Origin of the sequence: Actinacidiphila sp. bgisy160, assembly GCF_965342435.1 — a bacterium.
Lineage (GTDB): Bacteria > Actinomycetota > Actinomycetes > Streptomycetales > Streptomycetaceae > Actinacidiphila.
Window position 1 is genome coordinate 29020 of sequence record NZ_CBDRCM010000046.1, and the last position, 16240, is coordinate 45259.

The 16240-nt window shown below is 71.8% G+C and carries 12 protein-coding genes; 10 read left to right on the forward strand and 2 right to left on the reverse strand.

All coding sequences use genetic code 11. The annotated features are described in order from the left end of the window. Positions 1–117 precede the first annotated feature (117 nt). On the forward strand, positions 118–1359 hold the full coding sequence (locus ACRWNP_RS28260; protein WP_431966205.1) for a DUF4192 domain-containing protein: 1242 nt from the start codon (positions 118–120) through the stop codon (positions 1357–1359). Here ACRWNP_RS28260 and ACRWNP_RS28265 read toward each other — a convergent pair. After that, entirely contained in the window at positions 1271–2581 is a 1311-nt protein-coding gene (locus tag ACRWNP_RS28265; RefSeq protein WP_431966207.1) for an alpha/beta fold hydrolase, read from the reverse strand. The genes ACRWNP_RS28260 and ACRWNP_RS28265 overlap by 89 nt on opposite strands. 132 nt (positions 2582–2713) lie before the next feature. On the opposite strand from ACRWNP_RS28265, the gene ACRWNP_RS28270 reads away from it, so the two are divergent. From ACRWNP_RS28270 to ACRWNP_RS28295, 6 genes are all read left to right on the forward strand, one after another. Then, on the forward strand, positions 2714–4693 hold the full coding sequence (locus ACRWNP_RS28270; RefSeq protein ID WP_431966209.1) for a glycogen debranching N-terminal domain-containing protein: 1980 nt from the start codon (positions 2714–2716) through the stop codon (positions 4691–4693). Between the two features lie 121 nt (positions 4694–4814). Then, the gene (locus tag ACRWNP_RS28275) at positions 4815–5531 is read left to right on the forward strand and encodes an NUDIX hydrolase (RefSeq protein WP_431966211.1); all 717 of its coding nucleotides are present in this window, start codon (positions 4815–4817) and stop codon (positions 5529–5531) included. A 29-nt stretch (positions 5532–5560) separates the two neighbouring features. Beyond that, on the forward strand, positions 5561–7195 hold the full coding sequence (locus ACRWNP_RS28280) for an ATP-binding cassette domain-containing protein (RefSeq protein ID WP_431966213.1): 1635 nt from the start codon (positions 5561–5563) through the stop codon (positions 7193–7195). Between the two features lie 92 nt (positions 7196–7287). After that, positions 7288–8196, forward strand: a complete 909-nt coding sequence (locus ACRWNP_RS28285; RefSeq protein ID WP_431966215.1) for a FadR/GntR family transcriptional regulator — start codon at positions 7288–7290, stop codon at positions 8194–8196. Positions 8197–8513: 317 nt separating this feature from the next. Then, positions 8514–10085, forward strand: a complete 1572-nt coding sequence (locus ACRWNP_RS28290) for an RNA polymerase sigma factor (protein ID WP_431966217.1) — start codon at positions 8514–8516, stop codon at positions 10083–10085. A gap of 142 nt (positions 10086–10227) precedes the next feature. After that, entirely contained in the window at positions 10228–11088 is an 861-nt protein-coding gene (locus ACRWNP_RS28295) for a S1 family peptidase (RefSeq protein ID WP_431966219.1), read from the forward strand. 75 nt (positions 11089–11163) lie between these two features. Here ACRWNP_RS28295 and ACRWNP_RS28300 read toward each other — a convergent pair whose 3' ends face one another. Then, positions 11164–11394, reverse strand: a complete 231-nt coding sequence (locus tag ACRWNP_RS28300; protein ID WP_431966221.1) for a DUF7455 domain-containing protein — start codon at positions 11392–11394, stop codon at positions 11164–11166. Positions 11395–11817: 423 nt separating this feature from the next. Here ACRWNP_RS28300 and ACRWNP_RS28305 point away from each other — a divergent pair, with 423 nt between their 5' ends. The 3 genes from ACRWNP_RS28305 to ACRWNP_RS28315 all read left to right on the forward strand — a co-directional run bounded on the left by ACRWNP_RS28305 (position 11818) and on the right by ACRWNP_RS28315 (position 16190). Further along, a complete protein-coding gene (locus tag ACRWNP_RS28305) occupies positions 11818–13947 on the forward strand; it encodes a DNA gyrase/topoisomerase IV subunit B (protein WP_431966223.1) in 2130 nt (709 codons plus the stop codon). Between the two features lie 189 nt (positions 13948–14136). Beyond that, a complete protein-coding gene (locus ACRWNP_RS28310; protein ID WP_431966225.1) occupies positions 14137–14586 on the forward strand; it encodes a DUF485 domain-containing protein in 450 nt (149 codons plus the stop codon). After that, positions 14583–16190, forward strand: a complete 1608-nt coding sequence (locus tag ACRWNP_RS28315) for a solute symporter family protein (protein ID WP_431966227.1) — start codon at positions 14583–14585, stop codon at positions 16188–16190. The genes ACRWNP_RS28310 and ACRWNP_RS28315 overlap by 4 nt, the downstream gene beginning before the upstream one ends. Positions 16191–16240 lie beyond the last annotated feature (50 nt).

Here is a 16240-nt window from a genome sequence, read left to right on the forward strand (position 1 = left end):
CCGCACGCAGGCGGCCTGTGGACAACCCGCCCCGGATCATTGTGATGATATGCGCAAGTTATCCACAGGTTTTGGAGGGGGCTGGCGGAGATCCACGGCGTACGGGACCTTCGGATCATGACTCAGCACACCGAATCCCCCCGCCCCTCGGACGACCCGAAGGTCACCCTGCGCAGCCCGGCCGACCTCGCCGCCGCACTCCCGTACCTGTGCGGATTCCACCCCGACGACAGCATTCTGTTGATCGCCCTGCACGGCGAGCGCGGCCGCTTCGGCGGCCGGGCCCGGCTCGGCATCCCACGGGACGCCGCCGAGTGGCCCGGCGCCGCCCAGCAGTTGGCGGAGTGCCTGGTGAACGGCAGCGAGCAACGCGGCGGACGGCCGGACGCGATCGTGCTCTTCCTGGTTCAGGAACCCGCTCCCGGCGAGACCCCCCACCAGCTCATGGAACGGCTGCGCCCGCTGGCGCAGCGGCTGCGGATCGCCTGCGGCACGCTCGACGTCCCCGTCGTCGAGGCGCTGTGCGTCTGCGCCGGCCGCTGGTGGTCCTACTGCTGCCCGGACCCGGAGCGGTTCCCGCGCGAAGGCATCGGGATCACAAAGTCCGGCGATTCCGTGATGGCCGCGGCGGCCGCCTACGCGGGCCTGCGGATCAGCGGCTCCCTCAAGGAGATTGAGGAGCGCCTCACCCCGCCCCCGCCGGGCGCACCGGCGTCCGCGGCCCGCGCGGACGCGCTGGACGCGGCGGCCGCCGCCCTCGTCCCCCGCATGCTGGAGCGGGACGACTCCGCAGAGGTGCGGCGCACCACCCTGCGCCTGTTGCGGGCGGCGCTCGAGCGCTTCCGGGCCGCCACCCCGGTGGGGGACGGAGTGGCGGCCGACCGCGACGACGACGCGCTGCTGGACGACGACGAGGCCGCCACGATGATCCTCGGCCTGCAGGACCGCACCACCCGCGACGAGGCCGCGGAGTGGATGGACCCGCCCCACACCGACCCGGCGGTGCGCCTGTGGCGGGCGCTCGCCCGGCGCTGCGTCGAGCCGTACCACGAGCACGCCGCCGCGCCCCTGACCCTCGCCGGCTGGGTGGCCTGGTCCGCCGGGGACGAGGCGGCGGCGCGCGTGGCCTTCGGCCGCGCCCTGCACCTCGCCCCCGACTACACCTTCGCCCGGCTGCTCCACGCCGCCGTCAACAACGGCCTCTCGCCGGAACCGCTGCGCCGCTACCTGCGCCAGCAGAGCATCGGACGTGCCCGCCGGGCCGCGCTCCTCACAGCTCGCCGCGGGCCAGCCGGATCAGCCGGTCGAGGACCCGGCCGCCGCTCACCCGGAGCCCGTCGTGCTCGTACTCGTCGGTGACCCAGGTGCGCAGGCCGCGGACCGAGCGCGCGGTGGTGAGCGATTCGGCGGTGTCCACGTACATGTCGTCGTGGTAGACGGCCGCGGCCACCGGCACCTCGTTCCGCCCCAGCTGAGCCGGGTCGTACAGGTCGGGCCACTCCTCGTGCTGCGCCAGGTGGTGCGCCGTCTCGCGCAGCGGTGCCAGCGCGGGGTCCGTGGCGAACATCCAGGGGTAGATCATCTCGCCGGTCAGCAGCACCGGCGCGTCGTCCGCCAGCGGCTTGTCGACGTCGAACTGGGGGAACTCGCCCCGAACCGAGTCGGCGGCCCAGCCGGTGGCCCGCGGCGAGACCGAACGCTGGCCGTAGATCGACTCGTGCAGCACCGCGTAGAGCGGATTGGCCGCGAACGACAGATGACCCTGGACCTCGGCGAGGAAGAAGTCGGAGAGCTGGAGGCCGGATCCCCCGGCCACGAAGGCGTCCTCGAGCAGGTAGTGCAGCGTGTGCGAGCCGGTGCCCGTGCCCAGCAGCATCCCGGTGGTCTGGAAGGCCTCCGCGGTCAGCAGGCCGCCGCCCGGCAGCCTGACCTCGCGCTCGCGCAGGTGCCGCACGATCGCCCGGACCGTCTCGACGTCCTCCGGGTAACGCGCGTAGTGCGCCGCGGTCTTCCGCTCCACGCGGGGGTAGGCGGCCCGGTAGACGTCCTCGGCTGTGCTGCGCAGACCGGCGAGGCCGCCGGTCACGAAGGCCTCGCGGACGCCCTCGGGGGCGAAGGACAGGTAGGTGAGCGCGCAGAAGCCGCCGTAGCTCTGGCCCAGCAGGCTCCACTGGCCGTCCTCGCCGAGCAGTTCGCGGCGGATCAGCTCGCAGTCGCGGACGATCGAGTCCGCCCGGAAGTGCTCCAGATAGCGGGCCTGGGCCGAGGCGTCCCCGCGCAGCGGCAGGGTCTGCCGGTTCGCCGGGGTGGAGCGGCCGGTGCCCCGCTGGTCGAGCAGCAGCACCCGGTAGTCGTCCAGCGCCCGGGTGAGCCAGCCGTCGCGGCCCAGCGGCCGCGGCGACCGGCCGCCCGGCCCGCCCTGCAGGAACAGCAGCCAGGGCAGCGAATCTCGCTCCTTCCCGGTGGCCACGACCTCCCGTGCGTACACCTCGATCCGCTCGCCGCCCGGGTCCGCGTGGTCGAGCGGCACCTGGAAGGTGTGGTCGGTGATGACGGTTCCCGGCTGGCGGTAGACGGCCATGGCTCTCTTTCCGGTGATACGGACGGCTTCCCGATCAGGAACGGTAGACGGCGCGTGACCCGAGTGCCCACACGGCCGTTCTCGTGGGTAGTGGCGGCAGCGCCCGAGCGATCGAACCGACGAGGAGGTGGCATGAGCCCGCAGCCGGTCAACCGGCCGCCCCGGCAGGACCGGGGGCCGCAGCCGGTGCACGACGCCGTGATGTGCGTCGCGGCCCCGGCCCTCGCGGTCTCGCCGGAGCACGGACAGCTCGACGGAAGCGGCCTGGGCGGCTTCTACCAGGGCGGCCGCCGGGTACTGGCCCGCTGCGAGCTGCGCGTCGCGGGGGTGCCACCGCTCCCCGTGCAGGGCGGGCTGGTCACGGCGGGGCGGGCGCGGTTCACCTCCGTCGCCCGCGTGCCCGGCGACACGGCACCGGACCCCGCTCTCACCGTCGAGCGGCTCCGCACGGCCGGGGGCACCGAGCGCATCACGATCCACAACACCGGTTCCCGCGCCCTGCGCATCCCCTTCGAAGTGGCCCTGGCGACCGACCTCGCGGAGCTGGCGGCGATCGCGGCCGGATCCTCCGGGCCGGAGCTGCAGCCCAGTGTCTGCGACGCGGGACTGCTGTGGTCGGCCGAGGGTCTGCGGGCCCGGGTCACCGCCGTGCCGGCGCCCGAGAGTGCCCTGGCCTCCGCGGGGTTGCTGTGCTGGGAGCTGGCGCTGCCCGCCGGGGCGTCCCGCACGATCGAGCTGCGCGCGACGCTGGAGCCCGCCGTGGCCGGCGTGAACGGTGGATCCGCCCCGGCGGTCCCCGTGCCCTGGTCCGCCCCGGAGGTCCGGGGCGGTGACGGCCGGGCGGAGACGCTGCTGCGGGCCGCCCTCGACGACCTAAGGGCGCTGCTGCTGCGCGACCCGGGGCACCCCCTGGACGTCCATGTGGCGGCGGGCGCGCCATGGCGGCTCGGTCCCGCCCCGGCCGACGCCCTGTGGGCGGCCCGGATGCTGCTGCCGCTCGGCACCCGCCTGGCGGCCGGTACCCTGCGGGCGTTCGCCCGCCGCCAGGACCCGGAGACCGGCGGCCTGCCGGGCCCGCTGCGCCATGCCGGCCCGCTTCTGCCGCCCACCTGCTCCGGGGTGGAGGCGGGGCTCCTCTTCGTCACCCTGCTCGCCGAGGCACGCCGGTGGGGACTTCCGGAGCGGGACACCGAACAGTTGCTGCCGGCCGCCGAGCGCAGTCTGCGGTGGCTGCGGTCGGTGGCGGCCGAGAGCGGGTACGTTCCCGACCCCGTGCCGGGCGGCCCCCTGCGCTGCGACGTGCAGGCACACGCCCACCGGGCCATGCTGCTTGGCGCCGATCTGCTCCAGGCCCTTGGACGCCCGGGTCCGGAGGAGTGGCGGGAGCGGGCCGAGGCGCTGCGCCGCAGGTTCCGCGAGGACTTCTGGCTGGACGACCCCACCGGCGGGAGCCCGGCCGCCGCGCTCACCCCCGACGGCAGACCCGTGCCCCACCTGGGCTCGGCCGCCGCCCATCTGCTCGACACCGGCCTGCTGGGCGGCTGCGAGCTCGCTCCCGGCCTGCTGGACAAGGCGCAGACGGAGCAGCTCGCTCGCCTTCTCGCGGCTCCGGAACTCGACTCGGGATGGGGACTGCGCACCCTGTCCGCCAGGGCCCCCGGCTACAACCCCTTCGGACACCGCGGCGGAGCGGTGCGGATCCACGAGACGGCCGTCGCGGTCGCCGGGCTGGCTGCGGCCGGCCATGAAGACCAGGCCGCGGCACTGCTGCTGGGCGTGCTGGACGCGGCCGGTGCGTTCGGCCATCGCCTGCCCGAGATGTACGCGGGGGAACAGCGTGACGACTCCCGGCGGCCCGCCCCGCACCCGACGGCCTCGCGCCCCGCCGCGCTGGCCGCCGCCGGCGCCGTCCACCTGCTGATGGCCCTCGCCGGGATCCGCCCCGACGCTCCCGAACGCATGGTGGCCGTGCGTCCCCTGGCCGCCGCCCCGCTCGGGGATCTCGGCCTCGCCGGGCTGCGGGTGGCCGAGGAGCCCTTCGCGCTGCGGATCGGCGCGTCCGGTACGGCCGTGATCGAGGAGGCGGCTCCCGGACTCCAGGTCGGTGCCTGAATCCGCCGGGCGGCAGCGGGCGCCGGGCCACCGCCGCGACGTCGAACAACAGGCCGAACGCGAGGCGCGTCATCCCGCCAACCTGCTGTTTATCGTCAGGCAGACGACTATGATCGCGGGCATGGCGCCCTACGACCCGTCAGCTTTCCCGCCCTTCGCCGTCACTGTCGATCTCGTCGTGCTCACAGTGCGCAGCCACGCCCTGTGCGCCCTCGCGGTCCGCCGCGGCGAACCGCCCTACCAGGGCCGGTGGGCGCTGCCCGGCGGCTTCGTACGCGGCGACGAGGACCTGGCCGGGGCGGCCGCCCGCGAACTGGAGGAGGAGACCGGACTGCGCGCGGGCAGCGGCGTCCACCTCGAGCAGCTGGCCACCTACGGCGACCCCAAGCGCGACCCGCGCATGCGCGTGGTGAGCGTCGCCCACCTCGTGCTCGCCCCGGACCTGCCCGCGCCCCGTGCCGGGGGCGACGCGCGAAGCGCCCGCTGGGCCCCGGTCGAGGAGCTGCTGCGCAACGGCGAGGAGGGCACCCTCGCCTTCGACCACGCGCGCATCCTGGCCGACGGCGTGGAGCGCGCCCGCTCCAAGCTCGAGTACTCGGCGCTGGCCACCGCCTTCTGTCCGCCCGAGTTCACCGTCGGCGAGCTGCGCCGCGTCTACGAGGCGGTGTGGGGCGTCGCCCTCGACCCTCGCAACTTCCATCGCAAGGTGACGGGGACGGTCGGCTTCCTCGTCCCCGCCGGTGGCACGACGACCCGTCAGGGCGGCCGTCCCGCACAGCTGTTCCGCGCGGGTGGAGCAACCATTCTCAATCCGCCCATGTTGCGACCAGAGGTGTAAATTCCGGGCCATTTGCGCGTTATGGTGCAATGGTGATCCAGGCCATCGGACTGACCAGCGCGTCCCGGGGCGAAGAGCCCCCTGCCGTCGACGACCTCACCTTCGACGCCCACCCCGGCGAGATCACCGTCCTGCTCGGCGACAGCGGCGCCGGCAAGTCCACCGTCCTGCGGCTGATGCTCGAACTCGAACCGGGCCGCGGCGTCACGCTGTTCGGCGGGCGCCCCCTGCACCGCCACACCCATCCGGCCAACGCGGTGGGAGTGCTCCTCGGTGACGTGGCCGGCCACCCCGCCCGGACCGCACGTGGCCACCTGCGCATGCTCGCAGCCGCGGCGGGGGCCCCGGCCGAACGCGCCGACCACGTCCTGGAGATCGTGGGCCTGCGCGAGACGGCCGGACGCCGCCTGTCGACCTTCTCCCTCGGTATGGACCGCCGCCTGGGCGTGGCTGCGGCGCTCCTCGGGGACCCGCCCGCGCTGGTCCTGGACGACCCGGCCCAGGGGCTTTCCCCGCGCGACAGCGCCTGGTTGTACGGCCTGCTCAAGGCGTACGCGGCGCGCGGCGGCGCCGTCGTGGTCACCTGCGCCGACCCCAAGGCGGCGGGCAGGCTCGGCGATCGCGTCGTCACCCTCGACAAGGGCCGGCTCGTCGCCGACCAGTCCGCCCACGAGTTCTGCCGCCGCCGGCTGCGCCCGTACGTGGCCGTCCAGTCACCCCAGGCCGAACGCCTGGGCCTGCTGCTGACCGGCGACGGGACCGAGATCACCCACGAGAGCGGCAGCCGCATCCGTGTACACGGCGCGACCACCGCCCAGGTCGGCGAAACCGCCTTCCGGAACGGCATCCTCCTGCACCGTCTCGCGGACGAGGTGGCCGACACCGGTGTGCCGGAGGCCCCGGACGGCGACCGAGACCGGCCTGCGGTGCCCCTGGCGGCCGCGCGCGCCGCTGTGCCACCCGCCGGTCCGGCCCGGCCCGTCCGCTACGAACTGCGCCGCCTGACCGGCGTCCGCGGCCCCTGGCTCGTCACGCTCGTCTCCGTCCTGGTCTCGGGTCTGGCCACCCTGGCCCTGCTGCGGACCGGCCATCACACCTTCTCGCTGCGTCTGCTGACCGGCTGGCCGCACTCGCTGCCCCTGCCGCCCGTCGCGTTGGGCGCCGGCCTCATCGGCGCCCTCGCCTACGGCCAGGAGTTCCGCTATCCCGCGCTGGCCCCCGCGCACGCACCCGTGCCGCGACAACTGCGCCTGCTGCTCGCCAAGCTCGTCGTCAACGGTTCGACGGCGGTACTGATCGCCCTCCTGGGAACGACGCTCGGCCTCGTCGCGATGCGCCTCGAACACGGACCGGGCGCACTGCCCTCGACGTTCGTGCTGGCCTCGACCGCGGCCCCCGCGGTCGCCCTCTCGCTCGTCTGCTGCTGGGCCGGGGTGCTGGCCGCCGGGGTGTTCCGCACCACGGCGCTCGGGCTGGCCGGTGTCCTGGCGGTTCCGTTGCTGGTGGCCCCGCTGATGAGGCGGGCGGCGTCCGCCCCGGCGATCGACATGACCCGTCTGGCGACCCAACCGGTCCGGTATTCCTTCGTTTTGTCGCTCCTCGCTCTCTCGTGTGCCTATGTGGCAACGGTCTTGCGTCGGAGAAACCCCATTTCCTTCCGATAAAGCGTCAATTATCAGGTGATGAGTGCTCACCCTTTCGTGTGCTTTTCAGGAAAGCCCTCAAGGCATCCCGCGCCATCGCCGACAAATGATGCGTGAGTACCCTTGCGCACACCATGATGACCGCGGCCCGCCCCGCCGACCCGAGTCTCGGCGGCGGGGACATCGACCGCTATCCGTACGCCGACGCCCCCGCCGGCCTCGACCGCCCGGGCGGCACACCCTCCTGGGACGGCGGCGACGCCGACATGGGCCGGGTCGGCCGCCGCCCCGCCGGGAGCCGTGGCCGCGGGCTGCACGGCCAACTCGTCCAGCAACTCGGCCAGATGATCGTCTCCGGCGATCTCGGGGCCGACCGCCCGCTCGTCCCCGAGGAGATCGGCCAGCGTTTCGAGGTCTCCCGTACCGTCGTCCGCGAGTCGCTGCGGGTACTGGAGGCCAAGGGCCTCGTCAGCGCCCGGCCCAACGTCGGCACCCGGGTCCGCCCGGTCAGTGACTGGAACCTGCTCGACCCCGACATCATCGAATGGCGGGCCTTCGGCCCGCAGCGCGACGACCAGCGTCGCGAGCTGTTCGAACTGCGCTGGACGATCGAGCCCCTGGCCGCCCGCCTCGCGGCGGGTCACGGCCGCGAGGACGTCCAGCAGCGCCTCGTCGACATGACCGACATCATGGCCCACGCCGTGGGGCAGGGTGACGGCCTCACCTTCTCCCGGGCGGACGCCGAGTTCCATGCCCTGCTGCTGCAGGTCGCGGGCAACCGGATGCTGGAACACCTGTCCGGCATCGTCTCCGCCGCCCTGCAGGTCTCCGGCGGCCCCGTCACCGGCTGCGAGCGCCCCGGCGAGCACTCGGTGGCCCTGCACACGCGGGTCGTCGAGGCGCTGGCCGCCTCCGACGGTGCCGAGGCGGAGACCGCCATGCGCCAGCTGCTCGCCGTCCACCCCGACACGGGTCCCGGCGGCGCGGCGGACCATGTCGTCCCGGCCCCCCGCGAGCACTGAGCGTTCCCGCGCAGCACGAGACGGCACCGACTTCCGCCGCCGGCCCACGGCCTCCGGGCCCGGCGGCGGAGCCGTCCGCCATGGTTGACGCACGTATTCAACCGGGCATGGTGCCGGCGTGCACGGGGAGTGTCCCGCTATCGACGGTTTGGCGCCGATGCGGGGTGTGACTCGAACCACGTACGGCGGGGCGTAACGCTCTGGGCGGCAGCGCGATGAGCTTAGAGGTGGCGGCCGCGCGAGGAATATCCGCGACGAACATGACGCTGAGTTGCCGAGCGGTTCCCACCCTAGTCGTTTTCCATCGTTCCGAGAGGTTGTTCGTGTCGGCCAGCACATCCCGTACGCTCCCGCCGGAGATCGCCGAGTCCGAGTCTCTGATGGCGCTCATCGAGCGGGGTAAGGCTCAGGGTCAGATCGCCGGCGACGACGTGCGCCGAGCCTTCGAAGCGGACCAGATCCCGGCAACCCAGTGGAAGAACGTTCTGCGCAGCCTCAACCAGGTCCTCGACGAGGAGGGTGTGACGCTGATGGTGAGTGCCGCCGAGGCGCCCAAGCGCACCCGTAAGAGCGTCGCAGCCAAGAGCCCGGCGAAGCGTACTGCCACCAAGACCGTCGCCACCAAGGCCGCCCCGGTCAAGAAGTCCGTCGCAGCCAAGGCCGCCGCGGCCCCCGCCCCCAGTGGGGCGGCGGAGCCCGTGGGGGAGCCGGAGGACGAGGCCGTGGCACCCGCGAAGAAGGCCGTCGCCAAGAAGACTGCGGCGAAGAAGACCACCGCAACCGCCAAGAAGACCGCCGCGAAGAAGACCACCGCCACCAAGGCCAAGAAGGACGACGAACTCGGCGAGGGCGAGGAGCTCCTCGAGGACGTGGCCCCCGGCAAGGACGAGGACGTCCCCGCCGAGGCCGAGGCGGAGAGCTTCGTCCTGTCCGACGAGGACGAGGACGACGCGCCCGCCCAGCAGGTCGCCGCGGCCGGCGCCACCGCCGACCCGGTGAAGGACTACCTCAAGCAGATCGGCAAGGTCCCGCTGCTCAACGCCGAGCAGGAGGTGGAGCTCGCCAAGCGCATCGAGGCCGGTCTGTTCGCCGAGGACAAGCTGGCCCAGGCCGACAAGCTCGCCCCCAAGCTCAAGCGCGAGCTGGAGATCATCGCCGAGGACGGCCGCTGGGCCAAGAACCACCTCCTGGAGGCCAACCTCCGTCTGGTGGTCTCGCTGGCCAAGCGCTACACCGGCCGCGGCATGCTGTTCCTGGACCTGATCCAGGAGGGCAACCTCGGTCTGATCCGTGCCGTCGAGAAGTTCGACTACACCAAGGGCTTCAAGTTCTCGACGTACGCGACCTGGTGGATCCGCCAGGCGATCACCCGTGCGATGGCCGATCAGGCCCGCACCATCCGCATCCCGGTGCACATGGTCGAGGTCATCAACAAGCTGGCCCGCGTCCAGCGCCAGATGCTCCAGGACCTGGGCCGCGAGCCCACCCCGGAGGAGCTGGCCAAGGAACTCGACATGACTCCCGAGAAGGTCATCGAGGTCCAGAAGTACGGCCGCGAGCCCATCTCGCTGCACACCCCGCTCGGTGAGGACGGCGACAGCGAGTTCGGTGACCTCATCGAGGACTCCGAGGCGGTCGTGCCGGCCGACGCGGTCAGCTTCACGCTGCTGCAGGAGCAGTTGCATTCGGTGCTCGACACGCTCAGTGAGCGCGAGGCGGGCGTGGTCTCCATGCGCTTCGGCCTCACCGACGGTCAGCCGAAGACGCTGGACGAGATCGGCAAGGTGTACGGGGTCACCCGTGAGCGCATCCGCCAGATCGAGTCCAAGACCATGTCCAAGCTGCGTCATCCCTCGCGTTCCCAGGTTCTCCGCGACTACCTGGACTGATCCCGCAGAACGCCCAGATGGGCCCGCGACCGCCACGGCGGTCGCGGGCCCATCGGCCTTTCCGGACAGTTCTCCGGATGCGACCCCCGCCCTGTCAGGTCACTGTGGGTGCTCAGGGCATTCCGGATGGTGAGGAGAATGCATGCGTTCCTCGATCCGCACGCTGATCGGCGGGCTCATAGCCGGGTCCGCGCTCGCGCTGTCGCTACCGGCTTCCGCCACCGCCGCGGTGTTGGCGTACGCTCCGGTGGCCCCGGGCGCCGACAACGGTGTCATAGGCGGCACGCCGGTCACCACGGAGCAGTACCCGTGGGCGGTGGTCCTGTCGAGCCGGTCCCGCTACGGCACGGGCCGCTCGGGGCAGTTCTGCGGCGGAGCGCTCGTCGGGCCGAACACCGTGGTCAGCGCGGCGCACTGCTTCAGCCCGACCGCGCTGGGCGGGGACTGGAACCAGGTGTCCGACCTTCGTGTCATCGCCGGGCGGACGGATCTCGCCGGCTCCGCGGGCAGGGAGGTGGCGGTCCGCCGGGTCTGGGTCAATCCCGCGTACGATCCCACGACCAACAGCGGCGACGTCGCGGTCGTGACGACCGCGGAGCCGTTTCCCGCCGGAAGCACGATACCCATGGCGGCACCCGGGGACCTGGGTTCCTACGAGGCGGGCACGCCGGCGCAGGTCTTCGGCTGGGGGGACACGGCGGGCCTGGGGACCTACTCGAACGTCCTGATGGCGGCGAACGTCTCGGTGCTCGACGACTCGGTCTGTGAGCAGGCGTATCCGGGCAGTGTGGAAGGCAAGTACCAGAAGAACGGCATGGTCTGCGCCGGCGACCTGGCCGGCGGGCACGACTCGTGCCAGGGGGACAGCGGCGGTCCGCTGGTGGCGGGCGGGCGGCTGATAGGGCTGGTGTCCTGGGGCGCGGGATGCGCCCAGGCCGGCCATCCCGGTGTGTACACCCGGGTTTCGGCGGTGGCGGGACTGGTGGGCCAGCACTCTTCATGACGCGGCGGACAAGCCGACGGGCGGCCTCCCTCACGGGAGGCCGCCCGTCGTGAGAGCTCGTCGCAGTGCTATGCGTCAGCGTTCGTCATCGGCCGCGACGGCCGGGGCGGCGGTGAGCCGACCGGTCTCGTCCTGTATTTCCGCAGCGATCTTCTTCAATTCGGGCTCGAACTTACGCCCATGGTGCGCGCAGAAGAGCAGCTCGCCGCCACTGATGAGTACGACGCGCAGGTATGCCTGGGCGCCGCAACGGTCGCAGCGGTCCGCCGCCGTCAGCGGGCTCGCGGGGGTCAGAACAGTAGTCACGTCGCCTCTTCTCTAGCTCGACGAGCTGTCGTACCAGGGTCAACATCCAACCAGGCCGAAACTGTTCCCGCTCAGGTCTTTTCCTTGGAAACTGTTGTTGTTGCGGCCGGATGCTACCGATTGGCGGCGAATGATCCTCTGGCGTCTTATCTGTCGGCTTCGGGTCGTTCTGGCGGATCTGGTCAGATTGTTCGGTTGCGTCCCCCCGGCCCTGCGGCCGGTTGTTGAGGAGGACGTGCCCCGAGCCTAAATGGTTCATGCCTCCAGTGGAACGTGACATGTGTATCACTCAAACGAGGGATCGAACATGTCTTCGAAAGCGGGCTAGCATGGTGCCCATACCGGGTCGCGGCGAAACGGCCGTGCGTGACCTCGGTACCCTCTCACCGATACGGCTGAAGAACTTCATGAGGAGACGTTCGCGTGACCGCCGAAACATCCGTGCCGTCCACCGCGTTGCTGACCGGTGCAGATCGTGACGGCTCCAACTACACCGCGCGACACCTGCTCGTGCTCGAGGGCCTCGAAGCGGTCCGCAAGCGCCCGGGCATGTACATCGGTTCCACCGACAGCCGCGGCCTCATGCACTGCCTGTGGGAGATCATCGACAACTCGGTGGACGAGGCCCTGGGCGGGCACTGCGACCACATCGAGGTCATCCTCCACGACGACGCCTCCGTCGAGGTCCGGGACAACGGCCGCGGCATCCCCGTCGACGTCGAGCCCAAGACCGGCCTGTCCGGTGTCGAGGTCGTCATGACCAAGCTGCACGCCGGCGGCAAGTTCGGCGGCGGCTCCTACGCGGCCTCCGGCGGTCTGCACGGCGTCGGCGCCTCCGTCGTCAACGCGCTCTCCGCCCGCCTGGACGTCGAGGTCGACCGCGGCGGGCACACGCACGCGATCAGCTTCCGCCGCGGCGTCCCCGGCGGCTTCGCCAAGGCCGGCCCCGAGGCGCCCTTCGAGCCGGGCAACGGGCTGGACAAGGTCAAGAAGGTGCCGCGGGCCCGTACCGGCACCCGCGTTCGCTACTGGGCGGACCGTCAGATCTTCCTCAAGGACGCCAAGCTCTCCCTGGAGACGCTTCACCAGCGCGCCCGCCAGACCGCGTTCCTGGTCCCCGGGCTCACGATCGTCGTCCGCGACGAGCGCCCCGACAACGGCTCCGAGGACGGGAAGCCGGTTGAGGAGACCTTCCACTTCGACGGCGGAATCAGCGAGTTCGCCGAGTACCTCACTCCGGACAAGCCGATCTGCGACGTGCTGCGGCTGACCGGCAGCGGCACATTCAAGGAGACCGTCCCCGTCCTCGACGACCGGGGCCACATGACCCCCTCCGAGGTCACCCGCGAGCTCGGCGTCGATGTCGCCCTGCGCTGGGGCACCGGTTACGACAGCACGCTGCGCTCCTTCGTGAACATCATCGCCACCCCCAAGGGCGGCACCCATGTGCGCGGCTTCGAGGGCGCCGTCACCAGGACGTTCAACGAGGTGCTGCGCGCCACCAAGATGCTGCGCGTCGCCGAGGACGACATCGTCAAGGACGACGCCCTGGAGGGGCTGACCGCGGTCGTCACGGTCCGTCTCGCCGAGCCGCAGTTCGAGGGCCAGACCAAGGAGGTGCTGGGCACCTCGGCGGCCAACCGCATCGTGGCCAACGTGGTGTCCCGCGAGCTCAAGGCCTTCCTCACCTCCACCAAGCGGGACGACAAGCAGCAGGCCCGAGCCGTCCTGGAGAAGGCCGTCGCCGCGGCCCGAACCCGGATCGCCGCCCGGCAGCACAAGGAGGCGCAGCGACGCAAGACCGCGCTGGAGTCCTCGTCGCTGCCGGCCAAGCTGGCCGACTGCCGAAGCGACGACGTCGACCGCAGCGAACTGTTCATCGTCGAGGGTGATTCGGCGCTGGGTACCGCCAAGCTCGCACGCAACTCGGAATTCCAGGCGCTGCTCCCGATCCGGGGCAAGATCCTCAACGTCCAGAAGTCCTCGGTGTCGGACATGCTGAAGAACGCCGAGTGCGGCGCCATCATCCAGGTCATAGGAGCCGGCTCGGGCCGTACGTTCGACATCGACCAGGCCCGTTACGGCAAGATCATCATGATGACGGACGCCGACGTCGACGGCAGCCACATCCGCTGTCTGCTGCTGACGCTCTTCCAGCGCTACATGCGACCCATGGTCGAGGCCGGCCGGGTCTTCGCCGCCGTGCCGCCGCTGCACCGGGTCGAGCTGACCAACCCCCGCAAGGGCCAGGACAAGTACGTCTACACGTACTCCGACCGGGAGCTGCGCGAGACTCTGCTGGAGTTCGAGCGCAAGGGCATCCGTTACAAGGAGTCCATCCAGCGCTACAAGGGCCTGGGCGAGATGGACGCCGACCAGCTGGCCGAGACCACGATGGACCCGCGCCACCGCACCCTGCGCCGGATCAACATCAGCGACCTGGAGGGCGCGGAGCTCGCCTTCGACCTGCTGATGGGCAACGAGGTCGCGCCGCGCCGCGAGTTCATCGCCAACTCCGCCGCCACGCTCGACCGTTCGCGGATCGACGCCTGACGGACCGGTTCCCCGCGGCGGCGTCCTCCACGGGCACCCGCCCGTGGAGGACGTCGGCGCTGCCCCACCCCAAGGGGTGGGGCACCATCACCCGATGAGGTGAAGGATTCCGCTTGGAGGCTCCCGGATCTTCCCGCAATGTCCATGCTTGGGCGCACGGCCGATCGGCCCGTGAAGCGAGGAGAGTTCGTGAAAGAGCACGACCGGGCGGAAACCGGAGGGCTGCGGGTGGACGACCCCTGGTACGACGTCCTGACCGCGGGGAAGTGGGAGGGACCCGAGCCGCCGCCCGTCTCCCTCCCTTCGCAGGCCCGCCCGGCCGACGGGCACGCCGGGGTCTACCGGGAGGTGCAGGCCAGCGGCCCCTTCATGGAGGTGCGTTCCCGTTACCGGCGATTCGTCTTCCCGGCGGCCGGCGCCTTCCTCGCCTGGTACCTGCTCTACGTCGTCCTGGCGACGGCCGCGCCGCGCCTGATGGCCCGGCCACTGGCCGGCGAGCTCAACGTGGCCATGGTCCTCGGCCTCGCCCAGTTCGCCTCGACCTTCCTCCTGACCTGGGCCTACGCCCGGCATGCCCGGCTGCGCCGAGACCGGGCCGCCCTTGACCTGCGCTGGGACACCCAGGAGCGGATGCGGTGACCGGCAACCACCAGGGCATGGCACTGGTCCTCTTCACCGTCTTCGTCTCCGTCACCCTGGCCATCACCGCCTGGGCCGGCCGGCGGCGCAGCTCGTCCGTGGAGTTCTTCGCCGGCGGCCGTCTCTTCTCCCCGCTGGAGAACGGATTCGCCATCGCCGGCGACTACATGTCGGCCGCCTCCTTCCTCGGCATCTCCGGGCTCATCGCGCTCTTCGGCTACGACGGCATGCTTTATTCCGTCGGATTCCTCGTCGCCTGGCTGCTCGTGCTGCTGCTCGTCGCCGAACTGGTCCGCAACTGCGGCCGCTACACCCTCGCCGACGTCCTCACCGCCCGCATGCGACAGCGCCCGGTCCGGATCGCCGCTGGCACCTCCTCGGTCACCGTCTCGGTGCTCTACCTCGTCGCGCAGATGGTCGGCGCCGGAAGCCTGGTCTCCCTTCTGCTCGGCGGCCAGGGGCCGGCGGCCCGCACCTGGACCGTCATCGGCGTCGGCGCGCTCATGGTCTTCTACGTCGCCTTCGGCGGCATGCGCGCCACGACCTGGATCCAGATCGTCAAGACCGTGCTGCTCATGGGCGGTACGGTGACCCTTACCGTGCTGGTCCTCGTCCGCTTCCACGGTGACATCGGATCGCTGCTGCGCTCGGCCGCCGACGGCAGCGGCCACGGCCGGGACTTCCTCGGCCCCGGCATGCTGTACGGGCAGAGCTGGACCGACCGGCTGGACTTCATCAGCCTCGGCCTCGCCCTCGTCCTGGGCACCGCTGGACTGCCGCACATCCTGTCGCGCTTCTACACCGTGCCCACCGCCCGGTCGGCACGGCGTTCCGTGGTCTGGGCGATCGGCCTCATCGGCGGCTTCTATCTGATGACGATCGTGCTGGGCCTCGGTGCCGCGGCGCTGGTCGGCTCCCATACCGTGCGCGCCTCCAATGCCGCCGGGAACACGGCGGTGCCACTTCTCGCCCTCGATTTGGGCGGGGGAGCGGGCTCCACCGGCGGCACGGTGCTCTTCGCGGTCGTCGGAGCGGTCGCGTTCGCCACGATCCTGGCCGTCGTCGCCGGGATCACGCTCGCCTCGTCCGCCTCGGTCGCGCACGACCTCCACGCGACGCTGCGCCGCCGCCGGCCGACGTCGGGCGGCAAGCGCCCCGAGAACCAGGACGTGCGCGTGGCCCGGGTGGCCGCCGTCTGCATCGGCGGGGTGGCCATCGCGCTGAGCCTGTTCGCGCAGGGCCAGAACGTGGCCTTCCTGGTGGGGCTCGCGTTCTCGGTGGCCGCGTCCGCCAACCTGCCCGCGCTGCTGTTCACGCTGTTCTGGCGGAGGTTCACCACGCGCGGCACGGTGTGGGCGATCTATGGGGGTCTCGTCCCGGCGGTCGCGCTGGTGGTGCTCTCCCCGGTGGTGTCGGGCGGCCCGCAGTCGCTGTTCCCGGGTGTGGACTTCCAGCTCTTCCCGCTGGAGAACCCGGGCCTGGTGTCCATCCCGCTGGGCTTCGCCGCGGGCTGGCTGGGCACGGTCCTGTCCCGCGAGCGCGCCGACGAGGACAAGTTCGCCGAGGTCGAGGTCCGTTCGCTCACCGGGGCCGGAGCGGTGTGACGCCCGTTCCGCCTGGCAAAGCTCTCTGATTGCCGCAGGCCCACGGCACC